This window comes from Paenibacillus allorhizoplanae (assembly GCF_927798215.1).
Lineage (GTDB): Bacteria > Bacillota > Bacilli > Paenibacillales > NBRC-103111 > Paenibacillus_E > Paenibacillus_E allorhizoplanae.
The window spans coordinates 21,809-44,888 of record NZ_CAKMMW010000029.1 but is presented as its reverse complement, the minus strand read 5'-3'; the positions used below and the strand labels follow the sequence as shown (position 1 = coordinate 44,888).

The 23,080-nt window shown below is 42.5% G+C and carries 19 protein-coding genes; 14 read left to right on the top strand and 5 right to left on the bottom strand.

Features of this window, described 5'->3' with window-relative positions; genetic code table 11:
• Positions 1-49 precede the first annotated feature (49 nt).
• Together L6I86_RS30855 and L6I86_RS30850 are read right to left on the bottom strand one after the other, a co-directional pair.
• Positions 50-766, bottom strand: coding sequence for an NPP1 family protein (locus tag L6I86_RS30855; RefSeq protein WP_236292501.1), 717 nt, complete (start codon positions 764-766; stop codon positions 50-52).
• Positions 767-1,180: 414 nt separating this feature from the next.
• The gene (locus tag L6I86_RS30850) at positions 1,181-1,882 is read right to left on the bottom strand and encodes a hypothetical protein (protein ID WP_236292416.1); all 702 of its coding nucleotides are present in this window, start codon (positions 1,880-1,882) and stop codon (positions 1,181-1,183) included.
• Between the two features lie 309 nt (positions 1,883-2,191).
• On the opposite strand from L6I86_RS30850, the gene L6I86_RS30845 reads away from it, so the two are divergent.
• Together L6I86_RS30845 and L6I86_RS30840 are read left to right on the top strand one after the other, a co-directional pair.
• Positions 2,192-3,445, top strand: a complete 1,254-nt coding sequence (locus tag L6I86_RS30845; protein WP_236292415.1) for a serpin family protein — start codon at positions 2,192-2,194, stop codon at positions 3,443-3,445.
• 281 nt (positions 3,446-3,726) lie between these two features.
• Entirely contained in the window at positions 3,727-4,713 is a 987-nt protein-coding gene (locus tag L6I86_RS30840) for a sulfite oxidase (RefSeq protein ID WP_236292414.1), read from the top strand.
• A 21-nt stretch (positions 4,714-4,734) separates the two neighbouring features.
• Here L6I86_RS30840 and L6I86_RS30835 read toward each other — a convergent pair whose 3' ends face one another.
• Positions 4,735-5,073, bottom strand: coding sequence for a L,D-transpeptidase (locus tag L6I86_RS30835; RefSeq protein WP_236292413.1), 339 nt, complete (start codon positions 5,071-5,073; stop codon positions 4,735-4,737).
• 302 nt (positions 5,074-5,375) lie between these two features.
• Here L6I86_RS30835 and ppsA point away from each other — a divergent pair, with 302 nt between their 5' ends.
• The 11 genes from ppsA (at position 5,376) to L6I86_RS30780 (ending at position 21,137) form a co-directional block, all read left to right on the top strand.
• The gene (ppsA, locus tag L6I86_RS30830; protein ID WP_236292412.1) at positions 5,376-7,970 is read left to right on the top strand and encodes a phosphoenolpyruvate synthase; all 2,595 of its coding nucleotides are present in this window, start codon (positions 5,376-5,378) and stop codon (positions 7,968-7,970) included.
• 287 nt (positions 7,971-8,257) lie between these two features.
• Positions 8,258-9,874: a sensor histidine kinase gene (locus L6I86_RS30825; protein ID WP_236292411.1), complete on the top strand. Its 1,617-nt coding sequence runs from the start codon at positions 8,258-8,260 to the stop codon at positions 9,872-9,874.
• A gap of 14 nt (positions 9,875-9,888) precedes the next feature.
• A complete protein-coding gene (locus L6I86_RS30820) occupies positions 9,889-10,980 on the top strand; it encodes a response regulator transcription factor (protein ID WP_236292409.1) in 1,092 nt (363 codons plus the stop codon).
• Between the two features lie 121 nt (positions 10,981-11,101).
• Positions 11,102-12,853, top strand: a complete 1,752-nt coding sequence (locus L6I86_RS30815; protein ID WP_236292408.1) for an extracellular solute-binding protein — start codon at positions 11,102-11,104, stop codon at positions 12,851-12,853.
• 86 nt (positions 12,854-12,939) lie between these two features.
• Positions 12,940-13,830: an ABC transporter permease gene (locus L6I86_RS30810; RefSeq protein WP_236292406.1), complete on the top strand. Its 891-nt coding sequence runs from the start codon at positions 12,940-12,942 to the stop codon at positions 13,828-13,830.
• Positions 13,831-13,844: 14 nt separating this feature from the next.
• Positions 13,845-14,732 carry a carbohydrate ABC transporter permease gene (locus L6I86_RS30805; RefSeq protein WP_236292404.1) on the top strand — a complete coding sequence of 296 codons (888 nt, stop codon included), beginning with the start codon at positions 13,845-13,847 and terminating at the stop codon, positions 14,730-14,732.
• Between the two features lie 135 nt (positions 14,733-14,867).
• Entirely contained in the window at positions 14,868-15,341 is a 474-nt protein-coding gene (locus tag L6I86_RS30800) for a MarR family winged helix-turn-helix transcriptional regulator (protein WP_236292402.1), read from the top strand.
• A 158-nt stretch (positions 15,342-15,499) separates the two neighbouring features.
• Positions 15,500-16,747 (top strand): MFS transporter, encoded by a 1,248-nt coding sequence (locus L6I86_RS30795; RefSeq protein WP_236292399.1) that lies wholly within the window; start codon positions 15,500-15,502, stop codon positions 16,745-16,747.
• Positions 16,748-16,908: 161 nt separating this feature from the next.
• On the top strand, positions 16,909-17,808 hold the full coding sequence (locus L6I86_RS30790; protein ID WP_236292397.1) for a phosphotransferase family protein: 900 nt from the start codon (positions 16,909-16,911) through the stop codon (positions 17,806-17,808).
• Positions 17,809-17,936: 128 nt separating this feature from the next.
• On the top strand, positions 17,937-20,126 hold the full coding sequence (locus L6I86_RS30785) for a family 78 glycoside hydrolase catalytic domain (RefSeq protein ID WP_236292395.1): 2,190 nt from the start codon (positions 17,937-17,939) through the stop codon (positions 20,124-20,126).
• 132 nt (positions 20,127-20,258) lie between these two features.
• Positions 20,259-21,137, top strand: coding sequence for a DUF4846 domain-containing protein (locus L6I86_RS30780; protein WP_236292393.1), 879 nt, complete (start codon positions 20,259-20,261; stop codon positions 21,135-21,137).
• A 55-nt stretch (positions 21,138-21,192) separates the two neighbouring features.
• Here the strand turns inward: L6I86_RS30780 and L6I86_RS30775 are convergent, their stop codons facing one another.
• On the bottom strand, positions 21,193-21,423 hold the full coding sequence (locus tag L6I86_RS30775; RefSeq protein ID WP_236292391.1) for a cold-shock protein: 231 nt from the start codon (positions 21,421-21,423) through the stop codon (positions 21,193-21,195).
• 68 nt (positions 21,424-21,491) lie between these two features.
• Positions 21,492-21,692 carry a cold-shock protein gene (locus tag L6I86_RS30770; RefSeq protein WP_056625586.1) on the bottom strand — a complete coding sequence of 67 codons (201 nt, stop codon included), beginning with the start codon at positions 21,690-21,692 and terminating at the stop codon, positions 21,492-21,494.
• A 311-nt stretch (positions 21,693-22,003) separates the two neighbouring features.
• Between L6I86_RS30770 and desA the strand changes: the two genes are divergently transcribed.
• Positions 22,004-23,074, top strand: a complete 1,071-nt coding sequence (gene desA / locus L6I86_RS30765; RefSeq protein ID WP_236292390.1) for a Delta(5) desaturase DesA — start codon at positions 22,004-22,006, stop codon at positions 23,072-23,074.
• Positions 23,075-23,080 lie beyond the last annotated feature (6 nt).

The following is a 23,080-nucleotide window of genomic DNA, read 5'->3' as shown; positions in this document are numbered from 1 at the left end:
GAAGCAAATCTTCCCTGGCCTTGAACTCGTATAAATTTATATTTTTCAATTACTGATACCAAGCGCTTGCTAAATTGTTTGTAAAATTAGAGTCGTTTAAAGGAACGTTTGCATCTACGAAACTTGTGGTATTTAAGGCAGTCCTTGCAGCAGCAGTTAAATCGTCCCAGCCGATTAACGGTTGGTAGCCACCAGCTGTATTCGTTATATATAAGGCATGGTTTAATGGCCAAACGCTCTTATATTCAATCTTAGGATGAGTTCCATTCGTGTTAGATGTACTTTTGGCTACATTCAACCAGTCACCGTGCTGCGAATAGGAAATGGATAGAATTTGCGGATTTGCAGCTGCTGGATTATCAATCCAGACGACAGCGCCTTCCCAGTCATGTCTATGACCCAATCCTGAAGATGGTGAATCTTTAGGGAAATACCAAGCATACATAATTGCCCATACCCCATTGTACCATGCTGAACGTGCATAGACTTGTCCAGGACTCGAACTGCAATTCCCATCAGCTGCACCACTAGGTGCTAAACCTCCATTGGTATTCCCTGCTGCATCTACGGCAGGAAAAGGCACACATCCGGTAGTAACTTTCAAAGTTGGCTGAAAAAGCTTGGCCGCTATTTGAGTAGTCGTGGTAGGGGTTACTTCTGCGAATCCTACAACTTGGTTATGAGCAAGAACAGCTGCACTAGCTGTTGGAGCTACTTGAGTGGATACTAACAACGTCATTAAGAGTACAGATGTAAGTGCTTTCATTTTATTATACATGTCATTTTTGCCTCCATTTTAATTACTGAATTCAATATACATACATGATGTAAAAAAACCTCCGGAGTCACTGAGATGTAGTTTTTTTGGACAAGTGAATTCGTAGACTATTAACATACCAAAATTTCTATAAATCCTTGTAGCTCAAAAAATCACCTCCTAACTTCATCGAAATATTGGCGTAATTTCAGAACATATTTCACTTTATCACCTCATCAATTACATTTGGTTTTCTGGATTGCTTGATAAAGCAATGACCGTTGGTTGAGGGACAATGATCCGCGCTTTGCGCGGATTTTTATCATTTTAACGAAATATGTTCGTGTCTGGACAGGAAAATTAATACTGATAGGGGAGTAATCACTTTGAGTAATTGGGGAAATCTCATTCGTTTGAAGATGACTATTCGTGGATGCCAAAGTACTGCCTCATTACATTCAATTCATGATTAACACGCTGTGGAATCTCCTTCAGAAGCTCAGGCCACGGTACGAAAAGCGATTCTTCCCACGCAAATTCGATGAATTCCATCGTTGGTCGAAACCGAAATGTCTGCAGATAGCGTTCTACCAATTGATTCGTTTCCTTATCCGTGGCCATCTGATCCCGAAGCATGTCTGGGACTAACAAACCTGCACTGCCCGCTGTCTCATAGGTACACGTATGTAAATTCGGGACAAGGTCAAGCATTGCGAGAAGTGGGGAAAACGCGTGTTTTCCAGGTTGGGAGTACAGTTTTACCTGAGTTGGATTGTTTTTAGATAAATTACTTCGATCTTTAAGTAGCCCTTTAAAAAATTTGCCATGGAAGCTGCACTCACTATTGATAACACTGCCGTCATGACCAACATAAATCCATACATGTTCCAGCTCGTACAAATGCTCGATATCATAATCCCAGTAGATGGCATATTCAATGACCTTTGCAATCCTAGTATCCGACTCGAAGCTGATTATACGACGAAAGGAAGGGGATGGACCGTCTTGATCGAATAATGTTACCCCAACACGGACAGGGAAAAATGGCTCCAAACGATCAAAAAACAACTGTGGCGCATACGTTTTGACAAGCGCTAAATCGAGACTTATTTGCTGATCCTGCATATTTGCTTCCTCCTTTAGCTTGACGAATCGCTATAACATTAATTATAAGAATAGCAGGAGAGGATACCTTAAATTATTCTAGAAGAATCTATAAAATTATTGGAATAAAATGACATGAAACTTGTGTGCCGGCCAAAACCGCCCTATTATTGATAACTATTCTATCGGATTTGAAAAAATAGTAATGTATACGGAATTGATTGCTGTAGTAGAAACGCGGAGTACCTACTTCAATTCCAAATTTGTTAAATGGAACTTTATGTAAAGATTCCTCGTCTAATAAGCATATCAAAGACAGGGGGGACCGATATGAACGGTAAGGTTCGAATAAGTAAACTTCTTGCGGCTGGAATGTTGCTGGTCCTGATTGTAACTGCATGTTCCAAATCTTCTGGAAATTCGATGTCATTGGAAAAAAGACAAGTTGCGGCGGCTGGAGTTGAAAAACGTATCGTTAAAGCAAGTAATGAGTTCGGCATGCAACTCCATCGGCAATTGGTTCAAACAGAACAAGACAAGAAGAAAAACATTTTCATTTCGCCCACCAGCATTTCATTAGCGCTTGCCATGGCTTACAACGGTAGTAAGGGAGAAACGCAAGCTTCAATGGCCAAGACGTTGGGTTGGCAAGACATGTCTCTGGATGAAATGAATCGAGGTAATGAGACACTTATGTCCCTGCTGCAGAAACCTGGCAGCGACGTAAATGTGCGTATTGCCAACTCGCTTTGGTTAAGAAAAGGAACATCATTTAACAGTAATTTCACGAAAACGAATCAAGCATTTTACAATGCCAAAGTAACTGAGCTCAACTTCTACAGTCCCGAAGCCACTAACACGATCAATGACTGGGTAAACAAGAATACCAACGGGAAAATTCCCAGGATGGTCGAATCCATCGATCCCAAAGAAGTTTTGATCCTGATGAATGCGGTCTATTTCAATGGCGGATGGAAAAAGGAATTCCAACTTTCTGGTACGAAAGAAGAAAGCTTCAAACTGCCAGATGGTTCCTCCAAACAAGTGCAAATGATGTCGCAAACAGGCACCTACGAATATTTGCAGGAAGAGGGATATCAAGCCATTCGTTTGCCGTACGGACAGGGGCAGATGGATATGCTGATCATTCTTCCAGATGAATCGTCTTCACTGGGTGCTCTTCACGACAAGCTTTGGGCAGATCCCGAGCGCTGGTATAAGTCATTCCAGTCGAGCCGAGGTGAAATTAAGCTTCCCCGTTTGAAGATCGAATATAGTGAAAAGCTGAAAGAACCGCTCAAGGCTATGGGCATGACGCTGCCCTTTGACGAAATCCATGCTGATTTTTCCGGCATAGCACCTGTTCCACCCAACCTTTTCATCAGCGCGGTAACACACAAATCGTTCATCGAGGTCAATGAAAAAGGAACGGAGGCTGCTGCTGTCACTTCGGTACAAATGGCAGGGGCTTCTGCACCAATCGATGAACCGTTCCAGATGACGATAAACCGGCCGTTCTTTTTCGCGATTGAAGACCGCCAGACTGGCGTTTGGCTTTTCGTAGGGTCCGTGGTCGAACCTTAAACACTAACTAAATTTGCTACGAGTTACTCCATAAATAAACAGTATCATAATCAATATGCCTGGGCATTATCACGCCGAGGCTTTTTTTACATGTAGTCAAGCACTAAGTGGAAGAATGTTGTTTAAATGACCCCAAAAGGTGTTTTAAAATAAAAGAGCACTAAATGGAGTCAGAATTTCATAAAATAGGGAAGCCTTGATTTGGAAAGGAGCCTTTTATGAATTTGTATGACCCCGCTAGAATTCCTCGCTCTACTATACCTGAGAATCAGGAGTTTCCAATGTTAGCACTTTCAAGCTGGGTTACCCCAGAGAACAAGTTTTATATTCGCAATCATTTCCCATATCCGGTATTGCCAACAAATGATTGGAAGCTAAGTATAGTAGGATTTGTCCAACACCCAATTCATCTGAATTATCAAGCATTATTTCAATATCCTCAAATCACATTGCCAGTTACTATGGAGTGTTCAGGGAACAAAAGAACGTATTTCCAGCCAAAAACCAGAGGGGTTCAATGGGAACAGGGGGCTGTCAGCCATGCGATCTGGACTGGAGTTTCTCTTCGAACTTTATTACAGGCAGCTGGAATTAGTCCTAATGCTCGTGAAGTTATATTCGAAGGAATGGATACAGGTGAACGAACCGACCTTCCAGGCACTTTCCGGTTTGCCCGAAGCCTCCCAATAGAGAAATCTATGCATCCCGATACTCTGATTGCCCTCTACATGAACGGAAAACCTCTACCCTACAAACATGGATATCCAGCAAGACTAATCGTTCCGAATTGGTATGGTATGGCTTCCGTCAAATGGCTTTACCGGATAGTGGCTACTGATCAAGAATTTAAAGGTCCTTTTCAAGAAAAAGATTATGTCGTGTACCGTTCTGAAGCAGATACTAAGCGCAGACCTGTTACATTAATGAAAGTGAATGCCGCAATATCCCAGCCCACAGATCAAACAATTATGAGAAGAGGAATGCATATCATTACAGGTACAGCATGGTCAGGTCACGGATTTGTTAAAAAGGTAGAGATTAGTCTTGATCGTGGAAAATCATGGAGTTTAGTGAGATGGCTTGATCCAGAGGAAAAGTACAGCTGGAGAAGATGGGGGTGGGATTGGCATGTGCCTGTACCTGGAACCTATCATATTATGGTAAAGGCAACTGATGACAAGGATAATACCCAACCCCTTCAAGCGGAATGGAATGTGAACGGTTATGAAAACAACTCAATGCCTCAAATTCAGATTTATGTGGAGTGACCAGTATAGAACAGCATAAGATTATGGCCGAATGGTAACCCGAGTATGAATGGGAACGAGCTGTGAGAGTTGCAGTACATCCTCGTTGTACATGCGAATACAACCGTGACTAACTTCCCTGCCAATCGAAGAAGGATCATTTGTTCCGTGGATGCCATAATGGGGTTTAGATAGGCCCAACCAAAAGGCTCCGAATGGACCTCCGGGGTTAGCTTGTTTATTTATGATCTGATATTCGCCTTTTGGTGTCTTCGTAACCATTTTGCCGATTCCAACAGGGAATGACCGGGTAACGATATTCCCATCAAGTAAGTACAGATTACGGTCCGATAAATCGACGATAATTCGATAGTTCGGCATTCAATTCGCCTCCTAGCGATATTCTATGCATGCCTAGTTTCGGAAGTGAGATGATGCGGAATATCAGAGGAAGGTGTTTGGGGCAATCAGCTCGGGGCAATCGTAGGGAATCCCAAAAAGAACCTGAGTAGGTTACTCAGGTTCTTGCATATTGCATATAAACAAACACGATGATATAATCGCATTACGACTTTCTTTTATTTCGCGAACATAATTATTACATCTTACACTTTAATTGTAGCATGTCGGTAATTCACTTGTCAAATGTTTTTTATCACCTAAATGGTTAGGAGAGATCTTAAATGAGTTCTTTGGTTCTCGGGTTTCAGGAAATGGATAAAGCGCAGCTACTGCTCGTTGGGGGAAAAGGGTTGAATTTAGGGGAACTATCAAGAATTGAAGGTCTCCAAGTTCCTGAAGGATTCTCTGTCACAACAGTAGGGTATCAAAGAGCAATTGGTCACAACGAATCTTATCATGCTTTGTTGGATCGACTAACCATGCTAAAAGTAGATGATCGAGATCAAATTGGTGAAATCAGTAAACAGATTCGACAGATCATTATGGACACAGAAATTCCTTCTGATATTGTCAAAGCAGTTTCTCACTATCTTTCCCAGTTCGGGGATGAACATGCGTATGCCATACGTTCTAGTGCGACCGCAGAAGATTTACCACATGCCTCTTTTGCTGGTCAACAAGACACCTATCTAAATATCATCGGTCTCGATGCCATCTTACAGCATATTAGCCTATGTTGGGCTTCCCTATTTACAGATCGAGCGGTCATTTATCGGATGCAAAATGGATTCGACCACAGTCAAGTATATTTAGCTGTTATCGTTCAAAGGATGGTTTTCCCACAGGCTTCGGGAATATTGTTTACCGCGGATCCTATAACGTCCAACCGAAAGTTGCTATCCATCGATGCCAGTTATGGCCTGGGAGAGGCGTTGGTCTCTGGGTTGGTCTCTGCCGATAGTTATACCGTACAGGGAGAGGAAATCGTCAATAAAAGGATAGCAACCAAAAAATTAGCTATCTATGGACGAAAAGAAGGCGGAACTGAGACCAAGCAGCTCGCTCCTGATCAGCAAACGTCGCAAACACTTACGGATCAACAAATTGTACAATTAGCTCTTATCGGAAGACAAATCGAAGCTTATTTTGGCAGCCCACAAGATATTGAATGGTGTTTGGCTGATGATACATTTTATATTGTCCAGAGTCGGCCGATCACGACGTTATACCCGATCCCTGAAGCCAATGATCAAGAAAATCACGTCTATCTATCTGTTGGTCATCAACAAATGATGACAGATCCAATAAAACCATTGGGATTGTCTTTTTACCTGTTAATTACTCCTGCACCTATGCGTAAAGCTGGTGGGAGGTTGTTTATTGATGTAGCTCCTAGGCTGGCTAAACCTGTCGACCGGGAAACGTTATTAACTACCATCGGATCCGATCCGCTCATAAAAGGCGCACTCATGACCATCATAGAGCGAGATTTTATAAAATTGTTACCCAATGTTCAAACAGCACCGATTCCAGGCAGAAGTAATACAGATATGCTGGAAGAAATTGAAAACAATCCGAACATCGTTTCAGATTTGATTGCGAGTAATCGCGCATCGGTAGAAGAGTTAAAACAAAACATCCAGACGAAATCAGGATCTGATTTATTAGATTTTATCCTGGAAGATATCCAGCAATTAAGGAAGATCTTATTTGACCCACGAAGTACGGCTGTGTTTATGACTGCGATAAATGCTTCACTATGGATCAATGAAAAAATGAACGAGTGGTTAGGTGAAAAAAACGCCGCAGATACGCTTTCTCAATCGGTACCCTACAATATTACATCAGAAATGGGTCTGGCATTAATGGGAGTCGCAGATCGGATTCGCCCTTATCCGGAAGTCATAGAATATTTACAGCATGTAAAAGAGGATATCTTTTTGGATGAACTGGTTAAGTTCGAGGGTGGACAGGAAGCTCATGACGAAATCTATGCTTATCTCCATAAATACGGAATGCGATGCGCTGGAGAAATCGATATTTCTAAAACACGTTGGAGTGAAAAACCAATTACACTGGTTCCCATGATTCTGGGTAACATCAAGGCCTTTGAGCCTAATGAAGGCCATCGAAAGTTTGAGAAAGGGCGCCAGGAAGCTTTGGAAAAAGAACAAGAGTTATTAGCTCGATTAATCCAATTGCCGGATGGTGAACAAAAAGCTGAAGAGACAAAACGAATGATCCGCCGAATTCGGAATTTCATCGGTTATCGTGAATATCCCAAATACGGTTGGGTTAGCCGCTATTTCGTGTATAAACAGGCGTTACTGAAAGAAGCCGAACAGCTCGTACAAGCGTGTGTCATTCGTGAAAAAGAAGATATATTCTATCTCTCTTTTGAAGAGATTCACGAAGTCGTACGCACAAACAAACTGGATTATCAGATTATCAGCAAGCGAAAAGACGATTACAAATTTTTTGAAAAACTAACTCCCCCACGTGTAATCACGTCTGATGGTGAGATCGTTTCAGGTACATACAACCGCGAAAATCTCCCAGCAGAAGCTATTGTAGGTTTACCTGTTTCTTCAGGCGTGATAGAAGGGCGTGCACGTGTCATTTTAAACATGGAAGATGCGAATCTAGAAGAGGGGGACATATTAGTCACGGCTTTTACTGACCCAGGTTGGACTCCCTTGTTTGTATCCATTAAAGGACTCGTCACTGAAGTTGGTGGACTGATGACCCATGGAGCCGTTATCGCGCGTGAATATGGCTTACCAGCTGTTGTTGGTGTAGAAAATGCGACCAAACTGATTAAAGATGGGCAACGAATTCGCGTACATGGCACTGAAGGGTATATTGAAATAGTATAGGTGATATAAAAACGATGCCCCTTAGAGAGGCATCGTTTTTTTGTTTGTCCGACTAATTAACAAATTTATTTCATATCACTAATAATTAATGTCATTAATTGATGATCATAGAAGGAGATATACAATTCTTATCGAATACACTCATAACGATGAATCATAAGGAAGTATTTGGTGATTTAACTTACTAAAGGTATTTCAACTATGGGGTGGTGAACGTGCGCAGCACTTCGCTTAGGAAACGAATTGTCGTAACGCTGATATCGAGCTTTTTAGGTTGTTCCATTTTAATGGCAGCTGTTTCGTACAATGCGATTGACACGATGCAGCAAAACAAAATTAAAACAAACATGGCCTTCGATTTATACCAGCAATCGATGAAGCTCACGCAAGTTTATTATAATCTGCTCCAGGTAACACAACAAATGACTCCTCAAGGCAATGTCGGCAACCTCATGGATACCTATTTCTCCACAGACGATCTCTATAAAAGACTTCAACTTTCGCTAAGCGTATCAAATAATATTGGATTAATCTCATTCTCTAACCCAGCAATGGAGCTGGTGATGTATTATAACTCCGAGGAGAAGCACCCACTGTATTCAAATCTGCCGTTGCGTGAAGATTTTAGTATGCAATCTTTGCCTACTGTCGCTGGCAACGAGAGCATCAACTATCAATCGCCACATTTGTCACTGTGCAGGTTCAGTGATGATCAGGTCGTTTCTGTGACGCGAGAAATCACTTTTTCCGACGGAACGAAGCAAGTGATCTATGTCGAGGCCAAGTCCGATCTCGCGACTGACATAAGTAAACTTTCATCCAGTCTCAATTTACCGTATGTATTAGTGTTGAGCGATCAAGAGGAAAAGGTTACATACACCAGCAATCCAAGTGTTTTCTCAGTCGGCCAGAACTTAATTCTGGGAGGAAGTTCAGGCATGACCGAAGGATACATATGGGATCAGTTAGTTAGCGATTACGGTTACCATATCGCACTTATGCTACCTGTAGAGAGCTACAACCACGAATTTTACACCTGGAAAAATCATATGTTGTTAATATTGGGAATCGCTCTTATCATTCTTTTATCGATCGCTTTGCTGCTGCTGCGACTGATTAACAGACCCTTACGCGTATTCGAATCGGAGATGGTCGCACTCGGAAGAGGGCACATGGGCGCGATGCAATATCGTACAGGCATTTCCGAATTTGACAAGTTATTTGATCAGTTTAATAACATGAAGCAACAAATTCAGCAATTGATTATCGATGTGGAACACAAGGAGAAACGACGCCATCAACTGGAAATAGAAAAGCTCGCCTATCAGATAAACCCGCATTTTTTAATGAATACGCTTAATTCGGTACGTTGGCTGGCTGTCATGCATCGACAGCCTGAAATCGACAAGTTTGTATCCACGTTAATTTTTTTGCTTAGTTACAATTTAGGGAAAACCCAGGAAACGGCAACGCTCCGAACAGAAACCAAGGTCATGCGCGCCTACCTTGATCTGCAGCAGAAGCGTTATGATTTCCAAGTGGATTTGGATATACCTGAGGGAGACTATCTCGACAGTCCTGTCGCCAGGTTTATCCTTCAACCTGTTGTAGAGAATGCTGTTTGTCATGGTCTTGATGAACACGGCAAGCTGGAGGTGCGCATTTCACCAGACGAAATAGCTGGTGTTATACAAATCATAATTCGCGATGATGGCAAAGGACTTAGCGAGGAGACGCTTGCACTTCTACAGCGTGAATCACCTGATCAACAGCAGGGAGGCAGGGGGATCGGTCTACGATATGTGCGGTCTATGTTGGAATCATTTTATGGTGATAGAGCCCGTCTGCAAATTGACAGTACTCCGAATCAGGGTACAACCGTTATCATGTATCTCCCCTATTGAAAGGAGAAACAGATATGATCCGTGTTTTAATTGTCGATGATGATAAACTCGCGCGAAAAGGACTAATTTCAATTATGCCATGGTCTGAACATGGTATGCAGGTAGCAGGAGAAGCTGCGAATGGGGCAAAAGCTTTGGAATTTCTGGATCAGTATGCCGTAGATCTCATGTTTGTCGACATTTCTATGCCTGTGATGTCAGGAATAGAGCTGATACAAGCTGCACGAATCAAGCACCCGAGTTTGCGTTCCGTGATGCTTACTTTTCATGAAGATTTTGAAACTGTGCAAGCAGCTTACCGCTTGGGCGTTCTCGATTATATTTCGAAAGTTCGATTAGAGTTAGAAGATGACGAGCAAATTCTCAATCGAATTCGGCATAAACTGGCTGACGAATTTCCCCAGCACATAGCTAAAACCGAATCCTCGATAACGGTGTCTGTTCAAAATGATATGGTTGAAGATGAAAACAGTTTACAATTTGATGAGCAATGGCGCAAGCTCGAACAAGATTGGCGCTCGCTTTACTGGTTGTATAATGATGCTGTTTTCCAATCGTTATGTACGCAAACAATAGAGTCGAATCGTTCAGTTCGCCGTCTAGAGGGGTTATTCATGCGAGTGATCTCTCAAGTCGAGATCGCCGCTCAGCTAGATACAGGGTTCTGGTCTGAAATCGATGACATCCGGTCTGCAGTGGAATGGATTCGCCGCTACCGAATATTAATCTATTCGCAGGTAACAAAGTCAACAGATTTAACGAAAACGATGATTTGCATGCTCAAGGCGGTTGTTTTCATTCACCAGCATACGGCCGAAACGCTGCACGCAGAAGATGTTGCTGAACATGTGAGTATGAGTCGCAGTTATTTTTGCCAATGTTTTAAAAAGTTAACAGGATCAACGTTTAACGACTTTCTACGGCAAGAGCGGATCCGTGCAGCTGAGCGGCTCTTATGCGAAACAAATCGGCCAGTGACATGGATTGCCAACGCTGTCGGTTATGGCGACTCTAAGTATTTTTCACAGATTTTTTACGAGCAGACGCGGTTGCTTCCATCGGAATTTCGGGCACAATTCCACTCCATAGGGAGAATTGATCACTGAAAATCGAACAAATACCCCCCCTGAATCCATGAGTTCCTTCAAAACACAATACATCCTTCAGACTTTTTATCTAAACCTTGCATGTATAATAATGGTGAAAGGATACAAGGGAGGGATTAAGTTGAAAAGAAAACTTGTAAGCGTACTCCTGACGACATTTCTTGTTTCGAGTATGGCAGCGTGTACGTCTCCAAATGAAACAAAAGAGACGACTACCCCATCAACATCAGATGTGAAAGCTTCCTCAACCCCTGAAGTGAAAGCGCCTTCAACGACAAGTTCCACACAAACAACTGGGGATGATGTAGCATTTGCCAGATTTCCGTCTCCTGTCGACGTTCATATCGGCATGGTTGTGGATCCGACAGACAAAACGTTGCCGCAAGGTGACAGTGTAGGTAATAACCAATATACCCGCTATATGAAGGAGAAGTACAATATCAACATTATTGTTGATTGGACAGCAGCAACTGGTAATGACTATAAGCAGAAAGTTAGCCTATCCATCGCATCGGGCAAACTTCCGGACGGCATGGTCGTTGATGACCGATCATTTATGACGAAAGCTGCTAGTTCGGGATTACTGTACGATATCACGGATTCGTTCAACCAGTATGCTTCTTCGCAAGTAAAGGAAATTATGGCCAGCACACAAGGACGTGCGTTGGAAAACGCAAGCTTCAAAGGCAAAATGACATCACTCCCCAATATCACAGTGGATACCGATGGGGTTCACATCATGTGGGTTCGCAAGGACTGGCTCGATAAGCTGAATATGCCGGTGCCCAAGACAGTTGGAGAAATCGAGAAGACAGCTAAAGCGTTCATCGATAACAAGTTGGGCGGGGATAAAACAATCGGCATTGCTGGCCCGTCAAAGAATACGTTCCCTTATGCAACGTTCCTCGTTTCTTCAAACAACATGGGTGGATTCGATCCGTTATTTGGCGCTTTAGATGCGTATCCAGGCTACTGGCTGGACAACGGAAACGGCTCGGTCACCTATGGAACGACAACGGACAATACGAAGAAGACACTTGCTTTACTGGCTGATTGGTACAAGAAGGGACTCATTGATCCAGAGGTTGGTACACGTGATAATGTCGGAGATCCGATCAACGCCAACAAAGCGGGTATTTTCTTTGGACCATGGTGGAATGGCGGATATGGAAACGGCGATTCTTTCAAAAACGATCCGAATGCTAACTGGCAAGCCTATCCCGTATATACGGATGATGGCAAATGGAACACCCATATGAAGACAACGGGCAGTACGTATACACTTATTAGTAAAAACGCGAAGCCGGATGTCGTCAAAGCTATTCTCATTATGAATAATGCACTTGTGCGCGATGAGGCTACGTTCAATTTATCCGTCAATGTGGCTTGGTATCCGCTGCGTAACGTAATGGCGGCGGCTAATGAGACTGAGTATGAGTATACCGAACTTCTCAAAGTACTGAACGGACAGAAGAAACCGGAAGATTATAATGTGCCTAATAGCTTGTATAAGCTGATGTATGCGGATGCGAAGAAAGTACAAAACGTCATTAAACCGCCATACGATAACCTAAATGTTAGCAACTTCGACAAAACAAATTTTGGTGATTTCCAGCGTCTATATTCGCTCATGATTGGCGACCGTTCATTTTCAACGATACCGATCAATAAGAAAGTATTCAGCGTAACCTATAACCAAACAGCTACAATGGAGACCAAATGGGCAAATTTGAAAAAGATGGAGGATGAGACCGTACTAAAAATCATCCTAGGCCAAGCCTCAATCGATACTTTTGATAAGTTTGTTAAAGATTGGAAGGCTCAAGGCGGAGATCAGATCACAGCGGAAGTAGCGGAACTCCTAAAAAAATAACATGTAAAAACTTGCAAAAGGCGTTGGTGGACTCAACGCCTTTTGCAAATTTTCAAAATGCCAGTTGAGATTGGGGGACAACCTTGATGAGGAGAATGGGATTTCAAAAGCATTATTATTTGATGCTGCTGCCAGGCATAATTTGGCTTATTCTGTTTAGTATTGTGCCGATGTTCGGCATCGTAATGGCATTTCAAAATTATAATCCCGGAATGGGCATATTCGGTTCCGAGTGGGTTGGGTTGGAAAATTTCAAATACATGTTTCAACTGAATGACAGTAAATCGGTCATCACGAACACAATTATTATCGCTGTGGGCAAAATTGTATTCAATTTGGTAATCCCGTTGATATTTGCGATATTGTTGAATGAGCTCACCAACTTGCGCTACAAAAAGTTTGTTCAGACGGTCGTTTATTTACCACACTTTTTATCTTGGGTCATAATGGCGACGATTGTTATCGGCATTTTTGGCTATTACGGCGTTGTTAATACGGTCATTGAAATGTTCGGTGGTGATCCCAAACTATTTATGGCGGATGCAAGTATATTTCGTCAGTTGGTTATCGGAACGGATGTGTGGAAAGAGTTCGGTTATAATGCCATTATTTATCTCGCAGCACTGACAGGGGTCAATATGAATCTGTATGAAGCAGCGGCAATCGATGGAGCCAATCGTTGGCAAATGATTAGGAATATTACACTTCCAGCGCTAACGACAACGGTCGTGCTGTTGGGCGTTCTAAGTCTCGGCAATGTGCTTAATGCAGGCTTCGATCAGGTATACAATCTCTATAATCCGCTTGTGTACTCAACCGGCGATATTTTAGACACTTGGGTGTATCGACTGGGCTTGCAGAATCTGCAATTCTCATTAGCCACAACGGCAGGGCTGTTCAAGTCTGTCATCAGCTTCGTGCTCATTGTCATATCCTACCGTCTGGCATACAGATATGCCGATTATACGGTGTTCTAGAAGGGGGCGTTGCAATGGTAAGAAATTCGACTTTAGGTTCACGTACTTTCGAAATTGTCAATGTGATCCTCCTTGGCTTGTTGCTGATTAGCTGCATATATCCACTATGGTATACCTTCTGTGTGTCGATCTCTGATAAATCAGCTGCAAATGCAGGGTTGGTTACTCTCTATCCGATTGGTTTTTCATTAGCCTCATACAAAGAGATCATAAACGACAATCTTTTCTTGAATTCATTCTGGATTTCGATCCAACGAACCGTGCTAGGTACCGCATTTTCTATGTTTGTAAGTGTTTTGATGGCTTACCCGTTGGCGAGACCAAAGAAAGATTTTACAGCGCGCAATACGTTCATGTGGATACTAGTTTTTTGCATGGTCTTTAATGGCGGTCTGATTCCATGGTATCTCACGATCCAACATTATGGTTTGATCAACTCGATTTGGGCGCTGGTGCTTGGCGGTGGAGTCCCAATCTTTAATGTTATTTTGATCATGAACTTTTTTCGAAATCTCCCTAAAGATCTCAGTGAAGCGGCAATTGTAGACGGTGCCGGCCCTTGGGCGACGTTGTTTCGGATCTATATTCCTTGTTCCATCCCTGTATTAGCGGCAGTAGCGCTGTTTATCAGTGTATATCACTGGAACGAGTTCTTTAACGGTCTGGTGCTGATGAACACTTCTGATAAATATCCGCTGCAAACCTATATCCAGCAGTTGGTTGTTAACATCCCGGTCGGTACAAACCTCACGCCTGAACAATATAAAAAGCTGTCTGAGTTATCCAACAGGACGCTCAATGCCGCCAAGGTTTTTATAGCCATGGTGCCGATGCTAATCGTGTATCCATTTTTGCAAAAATATTTTGTATCCGGCATCATGTTGGGAGCAGTGAAGGAGTAGGTGATCGAAAGCTGAAGGGCTTGCTTCGCGGTAAGCTCTTTTTTGCGTTTATCCAATAAATCCCTTACTATTGTTGAAACAGAAACAAAAATGAATATAATAGGATTAATGCAAGAACCGGTGGGAGGACTAGCCATGAGTAAAGAAGATCAAGTTATTATGGCTTTTAGAGACTTATATAACAAGTTAGTATGGCTTAACAAGGATAAGATGGAGGATAGTCTGAAGGGGTATACATCATCTGAAGTTCATTGCATCGAATACATTGAAAAAAATGCAGATTCCAACGTGACGCAGCTTGCGGAGTCCTTTTACATGACGCGCGGTGCTCTAAGTAAATTAACTAAGAAACTCATAGAAAAAGGTCTTATCGAAAGCTACCAGAAGTCAGATAACAAGAAAGAAATCTATTTTAGGCTTACTGAGCAGGGGAAAGCAATTAATAAGATCCATGACGATCTGCACAAAGAGTTTCAAGAACGTGATAAAGCCGTATTTGAGCAGGTAACCGAGGAACAATTTGAGAGTATACTTCGTTTCGCGGAAAAGTATAGTAGGCATTTGGATGTAGAGATAAAGAAACAGGGATTAGATGTGAACTCGGAATAAAATTGCATTATGAAAATGTTTGATCAGGCAGGCCGGGCTCTTTTGAGAACGGGCTGCTTTTTTATCAACCTTTTTTTGTTGACAAGGAAACAAAGTTGCGATAGGATATATTTGTTTCCCAGGAATCAAAATAGTGACTATTTAAGGAGAGAACTTACATGTCCATGTGTAGATCACACAATAAACAGAACAAAGAACAAAAAGATCAAATTGTAAATAAACACGCTTTACTGTTCGGCCTTATCGCTGTGTTTCTTTGCGGAATAGGTTTCAGTATCATAGCACCGATTGTCCCATTCTTAGTGAAACCTTATACAAGTAGTCCGGAAGAACAAGCTATCGTTGTTACGCTGCTGACTTCTGTGTATGCCCTCTGCGTGTTTTTTGCAGCCCCTGTACTTGGAGCTTTAAGCGACAAATATGGCCGTCGTCCTTTACTCTTAGTTTGCCTTTTGGGTTCCGCGGTCGGGTACTTCGTTTTTGGCATTGGAGGAGCTCTATGGGTACTATTTGTTGGGCGCATCATAGAAGGGATAACAGGAGGGAGCATAAGCACGATCTTCGCCTATTTTGCCGATATCATTCCTCCAGAACAGAGAACCATATACTTTGGATGGGCGAGTGCGGTAGTCGGTATAGGTACCGTACTTGGACCATCATTAGGCGGATTACTTGCCAAATTTGATTATGCAGCACCTATGTATGTTGGAGCACTTATAACGTTATTGAATGTTGTTTATGGATTCTTCTATATGCCAGAGAGTCTTGTCAAGAAGAATAGACTGAAAGAGATTACCTTTCTAAGATTGAATCCATTTACCCAACTTGCAGCCTTACTTTCCACGAAAAACTTAAACAGGCTGCTTGTCTCCGCGTTCTTACTTTGGATACCCAACGGAGCCTTACAGGCTGTATTTTCACAATTTACTGTGGATACGTTCAGTTGGAAGCCTGCACTAATCGGACTTATGTTTTCAATTATGGGTGTTCAAGACATCATTTCCCAAAGTTTCATCATGCCAAAGTTATTGATGAAATTTAGAGATAAACAGATTGTCATTCTTGGTATGGTTTCGGAAATTGTAGGCTACAGTCTTATTGCACTATCATCAATGTTCGTATTCTATCCTCTATTAATTGCTGGCATATTTATTTTTGGTTTTGGTGATTCGGTCTTTGGGCCTTCCTTCAATGGGATGCTCTCCAAATCTGTCGACGCCAGTGAACAAGGAAGAATCCAAGGAGGCAGCCAATCTATTCAGGCTTTAGCAAGGATGATTGGACCTATCGTTGGAGGTCAAATCTATGTTTCATTTGGTCATGCCGCACCTGCTTTCATGGGCATGATCCTAATAGCCGCGGCAGTAGCAGTTTTATATAGGAGGAGAACGCACATAAATGTATAAACTACCTAGCAACATTTTTTAACTGATGTATCTACTTTCATGTCTTTATTGTGATTTTCAACTCTAGAATTTATTGAACTGTTGAAGGCCCCTCACACAAGCAGGATTACGCAGCAATATGTTGAATTCTCTGGAAGAAGTTAAATCACCAGAGGTGATATATGAAACAATGTGAAGATAAGGTAGCAAGACATGCAATGATTGCTTTATTTAACGGTATTGAATGGTATGAGACAAACCCAATTCTGATCAACTTGATTACTTCGGGGGCCGAACTGACGTTTAGTCCGCTTTCGCCAGGGCTTGAGGCGGAAGTGGTGAAGATCACACTTGGCGAGAATCCATTTGTACTGAAGGTGTGGAACAAACGTTCAAAACCTGACGTCCTACGTCAATATCGCCTTTTGGAAGCACTTCAACGTCAGAAAATCCGCGTATCCGAACCGATCGGTTTTGGAAAAACCGAAGCTGGAGATGCGGTGTTGCTAACCCGCTATCACGGAACTCCTGTTACAAAGGTGAGTCCGAGCATTTTCAAAAAGATTTCGTCTGTTCTAGCCGACATTCATCGCTTGTCTCCAGATGGTTTGGCGGGGACAGAACTAACTAAGTTTGATTTTATTGCCTACTTTTTCCCTGGGATTGAAGCATTTCCGGCAATGAAAGAGAATCTGATCCATCTCGTCAACGCAGCGGATATGAAAATGGACCGGATCATACACGGAGATTTCAATCTAGGCAATATGCTAGTAGACGATGGAGAATACACGGTGATCGACTGGACGAACGGACAATTAGGAGATCCTAGGTATGATCTATCATGGGCTTGTCTGCTTCTGCGTATCTATGTGAGTGAGAGCAAATACCTTACCTTTTTATACAAATATCAAGAGGAAATTCCTGTAGCTGCGGGGGAGCTGGAGATCTTTGAAGCGATGGCTTCCCTAAGATGGCTGCTGCTCGATCGAATTGCTGGTGTGCCCAAATACCCGGATACAATGAAGAAAGTAAGAAAAATCGTCAGGGACAATCCATTTTTAAATGAGAATGTGCTGCAGTAAGGTTACAAAACATTTGAGAAATCGGGTTTTTCTCATTTGAAGAAAAGGAATCATCCTGTGTTTTCACGAATAGTGGAGTTGTTATTCTATTCTAATGATACTACGCACATACAGAGGAGAGGGACAGGTTGACACAAGAGTGGCAGGCAAATTGGCTGACAGATCGTGCTTTTATGAATTTGGAAAAATCCTATCTTTACCATAAAGAGCTTGAAGAAGTTGTAGTCGAACCGTATCTTCCTGATTTACAGCATCACCATTGGTATGTAAGAAATGTATTTATGTTGGATGACAAGGTGATAGATGATGACAAGATCTGGCTTCATCTAACGGCAGATGATTATTACAAACTGTATATCAATGGTGAGTTCGTTGCACAAGGGCCCGCACAGAGTGATGCGAATCATTATTATTACAATCGCATAGATGTACGTTCTTTTTTAAAAGTTGGGAAAAATGTAATAGCCGTTCATGTCTACTATCAGGGGTTGTTAAATCGGGCTTATAATAGCGCCGATAACCGGCAAGGTCTCATTGCAGAATTGTGGGCAGGCAAGAATTTGCTGGTCAAAACGGACCGTACTTGGAAAGCGAAACGGATTAAAGATAATCTGCCCGGAGTGACGTTTGGTTATGATACGCAATTCACTGAGCATTTGGATGCGAGGCAATCGGAGTTGGGCTGGAAAGAAGTCGATTACGACGATTCAGATTGGGCACATGCAGAAGCTGTCGAGCATACCGATTATACATTTGTTCAGCAGCCGACTCCGCTGCTCGACGTATATAAGAAGCAACCTTCACATGTCGAACGGCTTGCAGCTGGTCACTATCTGATCGACTTTGGGACCGAGTTGACAGGCCAATTCGCCATGCGCGCACATGGAAATGCAGGAGAACAAGTACATATTTTGTCAGGGGAAGAATTGTTGCCTGGAGATCAAGCAGTTCGCTACGAAATGCGCTGCAATTGCCTTTATCATGACCAGTGGACGTTATCCGGTGACATAGACGATTTCGAAACGTATGATTACAAGGCGTTCCGTTATGTGGAAGTGCAGGGACCTGAGGAAGCACTGAGACCGGATTCCTTTCACGCCGTAGTCAGGCATTATCCGTTAGATGAGCAAAGCTGTGTGCTGCACAGCTCGGATGAATTGATGAATCAAATTTTTGACATTTGCAAAAATGGTGTCCGCTACGGATCACAAGAAAATTTCGTAGACTGTCCGAGCCGAGAGAAGGGGCAATATCTGGGTGATAATACGATTATTGGTCACTCACACATGCTGCTCAGTGGGGATTTACGGTTGTATCGGAAGGCAATTGAACAATTTGGTCGTAGTTCATTCGTCTGTGAAGGGATAATGGCCGTTGTACCGGGACATTTTATGCAAGAAATAGCTGATTTCTCTTTACAGTGGCCGATGCAAGTGATGCAGTATTACCGTTATAGCGGTGATACGGCATTTCTCCAGGAGATGTACCCGTATGCGGAAGGTTTACTTACACATTTTGAGCAATTTGAGCGTGAAGATGGGTTGCTAGAAGGTGTTACGGACAAATGGAATCTAGTCGATTGGCCACAAAACTTACGTGACAACTATGATTTTGAACTGAGCAGGCCAGTCGGTCCTGGCTGCCATAACGTCATCAATGCGTTATATATCGGCTGCGTAAGTACTGTAAACGAGATTCGCGAATTACTCGAGGTTGCTTATGAGAATCGCCTGCCGCGATTAAAAAAGAGTTTCTTAGCAGCTTTCTATGATGAGAAGAACCGTTTGTTTAGAGATTCGGAGCAGAGTACGCATCATGCGCTGCATGCCAATGTCCTCCCGCTGCTATTCCATATCGCACCGGAGCAATCAATCAGCGCGATTGTTGATATGATCCGCACCAAGCGTTTCGCATGCGGGGTTTATTTCTCCTACTTTGTCATGAAGGCACTTGCGGAAGTTGGAGAGCATGCGTTGATTTATGACTTGCTCTCAGCTGATGATGAACACTCTTGGGGGAATATGATCAAAGAAGGTGCAACCACCTGCTTTGAAGCATGGGGAAAAGACCAGAAATGGAACACAAGCTTGTGCCATCCATGGGCAAGCGGACCGGTTCCTGTGTTGATCGAGGATATTATAGGTCTAAAGCCAGCGAAGCCGGGGTGGCAAGAGATCGTGTTATGTCCGAAGCTTCCTGCAAGCTGGACGTCATTCTCCTTACAGCTGAATGTTCCAACTGGAACAATTCAACTCCGTTATGAGAACGGGGAATGGACCGAAAGCTTCCCGCCTGGTATTCCTGTTATACGGCAATAGAAGAAGCAGAGACATACACCGGTTCGAGCACTTATGAGCAACTATTCGCTTGGAGGATCGTCTATTTAAAGAGGCACTATTTTCCAATAGATAGAGAGTATAGACATAGGTCCATGAACGGAGCTGCAGATGTTGATAAAAAAATGGATAACAATTACTGCTCTTTCTGCGCTGCTGCTTAGTTCTTGCTCAGCCGCGGGTGAGAAACGGTCGAAAATCGCGGATGCTGTTCTGGGAACCAAATCCAACAAACAACAGCTGATTCATGCTGATGGAGCAAACGTGATAGACCGGATAGCCGTTCCGAATGGTTATGAGAGAGTTCCCGTAGCGGATGGGTCATATGGGCATTATTTGCGGAATCTACCACTAAAGCCGCATGGCTCCAAGGTACATTTGTTTAATGGGGATCTTAAGGCTAAAGAGGTTTACGAAGCTGTGCTCGATGTGGATGTAGGAGAGCGGGATCTCCAACAGTGCGCCGATGCGGTAATGAGGCTGCGGGCGGAATATCTGTATGGCAATGGCAACTATGATAAAATTCATTTCAATTTTACAAATGGGTTTAAAGCTGACTATGCAACTTGGAGGAAAGGGAATCGGATTGAAGTTTCCGGCAACAAGGTCTCATGGGCCAAACGGGGAGCAGCCTCCAACAGCTACGAGGTGTTTCGAAGTTATCTGAACATGGTATTTGCGTACGCGGGAACATTGTCCTTATCGAAGGAAATGAAACCAGTGCCGATATCACAGATACAGGCTGGAGATGTCTTTCTGGAAGGGGGCACACCTGGACATGCAATTGTGGTATTGGATATGGCTGAGAACTCCAAAACCGGTGAAAAACTCTTTCTATTAGCTCAGGGCTACACACCTGCGCAAGACATACACATACTGGAGAATGGAGCGAATGGGGAGGGGAATCCTTGGTATTCCACTGCGTTTGAGGGAAAGTTGAATACCCCGGAATGGACATTTACAAAGGAACAACTTTATAGGTTCACAGATTAATGCGAGGGAGAAGGCCCATTTGGATCTTCTCTTTTTTTGTTTCCGGTCTAATTGATCAGGAGATTAATCTGCCTTTATGAAGAGACTTCATATTTTTATTGGAGTTAGCAATTATTGGGAGCATTTTCAAGCTACTAATCATGGGAGAATGACATTGATGGCAAGTTGGGACGTACTCAAATGAAAAATTGTCCCTAATCCATCCCTTACAACCTTCGTTATTACAAGCCCAAACTTTCGTGTTTTCCTGAATGAGATCCTCAACTGATTTTCTTTGAAAATACATAATTTTCTCCTCCTTATAATAAAAAAAACTGCCCTTAACACATGTTAAGGACAGTTCACTGTGTATTATTACAGTTTTACAACATTTTCAGCTTGAGGACCGCGGTTGCCTTGAGCTACATTAAATTCTACGCGTTGTCCTTCGTCTAATGATTTAAATCCATCTCCTTGAATTGCGGAGAAATGAACGAATACGTCATTTCCGCCTTCCATTTCAATAAATCCAAAGCCTTTCTCTGCGTTAAACCATTTCACTGTTCCTGTTTCCATAATATAATTACCTCCAAATTGTTATTAACATGCTCTTTTAAACAAAAAAAATCACACATTGAAAAAGGTACCATTACACAAATGATCACTTTTTCAATATGTGAGTTTATGTCAAAGCCGTTTATAACCCAATACTAACACACAAAAGTGTAATAAGCAAATCTGTATCTCGTCTATATGACATTTATCATACCGTCTACATGATGTTTATGACTGCAACGAATTGAAAGCGATATCTATAATGAAGATAGGATACGACAACTGATATTCGCTAACATGTCCTGCGCACCATATCGAGGAGGAACTATACGATGACACAATCCACGCTAACGAACTTAAAAAAACAGGTTGCCCCTTATGAAAAATCAAATACGAGGGCTAGTATCAAGCAGCTAATTAATACCTTAGGACCTTTAATCGTACTATGGGTAGCTGCGTATCTAAGCCTATCGATATCCTATTGGATCACATTGCCGATTGCGATCATCGCATCCGGATTTGTTATACGGACTTTTATCATTTTCCATGATTGTTGTCATCAATCGTTCTTCAAAAGCCGTAGAGCTAACGAAATCATCGGTACAATTACGGGAATTCTTACACTCTTTCCCTATCAGCAGTGGAAAAATAGTCATTCCATCCATCATGCAACGAGCAGTAACCTCGAGAAACGTGGAATTGGTGATATGTGGGTACTTACCGTCGACGAATATGCAGCATCTTCCGTATGGGTCCGAATCGCATATCGGTTATATCGAAACCCATTCATTATGTTCGGACTGGGTCCCATCTTTTTGTTCCTATTTACGAACCGCTTTAATACAAAAGGTGCTAGACGCAAGGAAAGAATCAGTACGTATATGACGAATGTATCCATCCTTGCTTTATATGGGGGACTGATCTGGATAATTGGATGGCAGTCGTTTGTTCTGGTTCAAGCTCCAATTATGTTCGTAGCGGGCTTGATGGGAATCTGGCTGTTTTATGTGCAACATCAGTTTGAAGACTCCTATTTCGAGAAAGAAGATGAGTGGAGTTATGTGAAAGCCGCGGTAGAAGGAAGCTCCTATTATAAGCTGCCGAAGCTTCTGCAATGGATTACTGGCAATATTGGATTTCATCATGTCCATCATTTGAGTCCGAAAGTGCCAAATTATAATTTGGAAAAAGCGCATAATGCAACGCCTCCACTTCAAAAAGCAACGACCATTACAATCAGCGCTAGTTTGAAGTCGCTAAATTTCAAACTATGGGATGAGCATAATAAAACGTTTGTTGGTTATAAAAATAATAAGCAGGTGCACCTTAAGGAAGAAGAGGATGATCCTTTGGCTAACAAAATAAACGTAAAAGTCCGTAAATCAAGCTTTCAAGGGCAGTAAATACAT

Excerpts from the sequence above, each read along its gene's own strand:
- L6I86_RS30840 (WP_236292414.1), top strand. The coding sequence starts at position 3,727 with ATGTTAGCACTTTCAAGCTGGGTTACCCCAGAGAACAAGTTTTATATT.
- L6I86_RS30810 (WP_236292406.1), top strand. The coding sequence starts at position 12,940 with ATGAGGAGAATGGGATTTCAAAAGCATTATTATTTGATGCTGCTGCCA.
- L6I86_RS30855 (WP_236292501.1), bottom strand. The coding sequence starts at position 766 with ATGAAAGCACTTACATCTGTACTCTTAATGACGTTGTTAGTATCCACT.
- L6I86_RS30850 (WP_236292416.1), bottom strand. The coding sequence starts at position 1,882 with ATGCAGGATCAGCAAATAAGTCTCGATTTAGCGCTTGTCAAAACGTAT.
- L6I86_RS30820 (WP_236292409.1), top strand. The coding sequence starts at position 9,889 with ATGATCCGTGTTTTAATTGTCGATGATGATAAACTCGCGCGAAAAGGA.
- L6I86_RS30800 (WP_236292402.1), top strand. The coding sequence starts at position 14,868 with ATGAGTAAAGAAGATCAAGTTATTATGGCTTTTAGAGACTTATATAAC.
- L6I86_RS30835 (WP_236292413.1), bottom strand. The coding sequence starts at position 5,073 with ATGCCGAACTATCGAATTATCGTCGATTTATCGGACCGTAATCTGTAC.
- L6I86_RS30790 (WP_236292397.1), top strand. The coding sequence starts at position 16,909 with ATGAAACAATGTGAAGATAAGGTAGCAAGACATGCAATGATTGCTTTA.
- L6I86_RS30770 (WP_056625586.1), bottom strand. The coding sequence starts at position 21,692 with ATGGAAACAGGAACAGTGAAATGGTTTAACGCAGAGAAAGGCTTTGGA.
- L6I86_RS30845 (WP_236292415.1), top strand. The coding sequence starts at position 2,192 with ATGAACGGTAAGGTTCGAATAAGTAAACTTCTTGCGGCTGGAATGTTG.
- L6I86_RS30825 (WP_236292411.1), top strand. The coding sequence starts at position 8,258 with ATGGCAGCTGTTTCGTACAATGCGATTGACACGATGCAGCAAAACAAA.
- L6I86_RS30775 (WP_236292391.1), bottom strand. The coding sequence starts at position 21,423 with ATGTATTTTCAAAGAAAATCAGTTGAGGATCTCATTCAGGAAAACACG.
- L6I86_RS30805 (WP_236292404.1), top strand. The coding sequence starts at position 13,845 with ATGGTAAGAAATTCGACTTTAGGTTCACGTACTTTCGAAATTGTCAAT.
- ppsA (WP_236292412.1), top strand. The coding sequence starts at position 5,376 with ATGAGTTCTTTGGTTCTCGGGTTTCAGGAAATGGATAAAGCGCAGCTA.
- desA (WP_236292390.1), top strand. The coding sequence starts at position 22,004 with ATGACACAATCCACGCTAACGAACTTAAAAAAACAGGTTGCCCCTTAT.
- L6I86_RS30795 (WP_236292399.1), top strand. The coding sequence starts at position 15,500 with ATGTCCATGTGTAGATCACACAATAAACAGAACAAAGAACAAAAAGAT.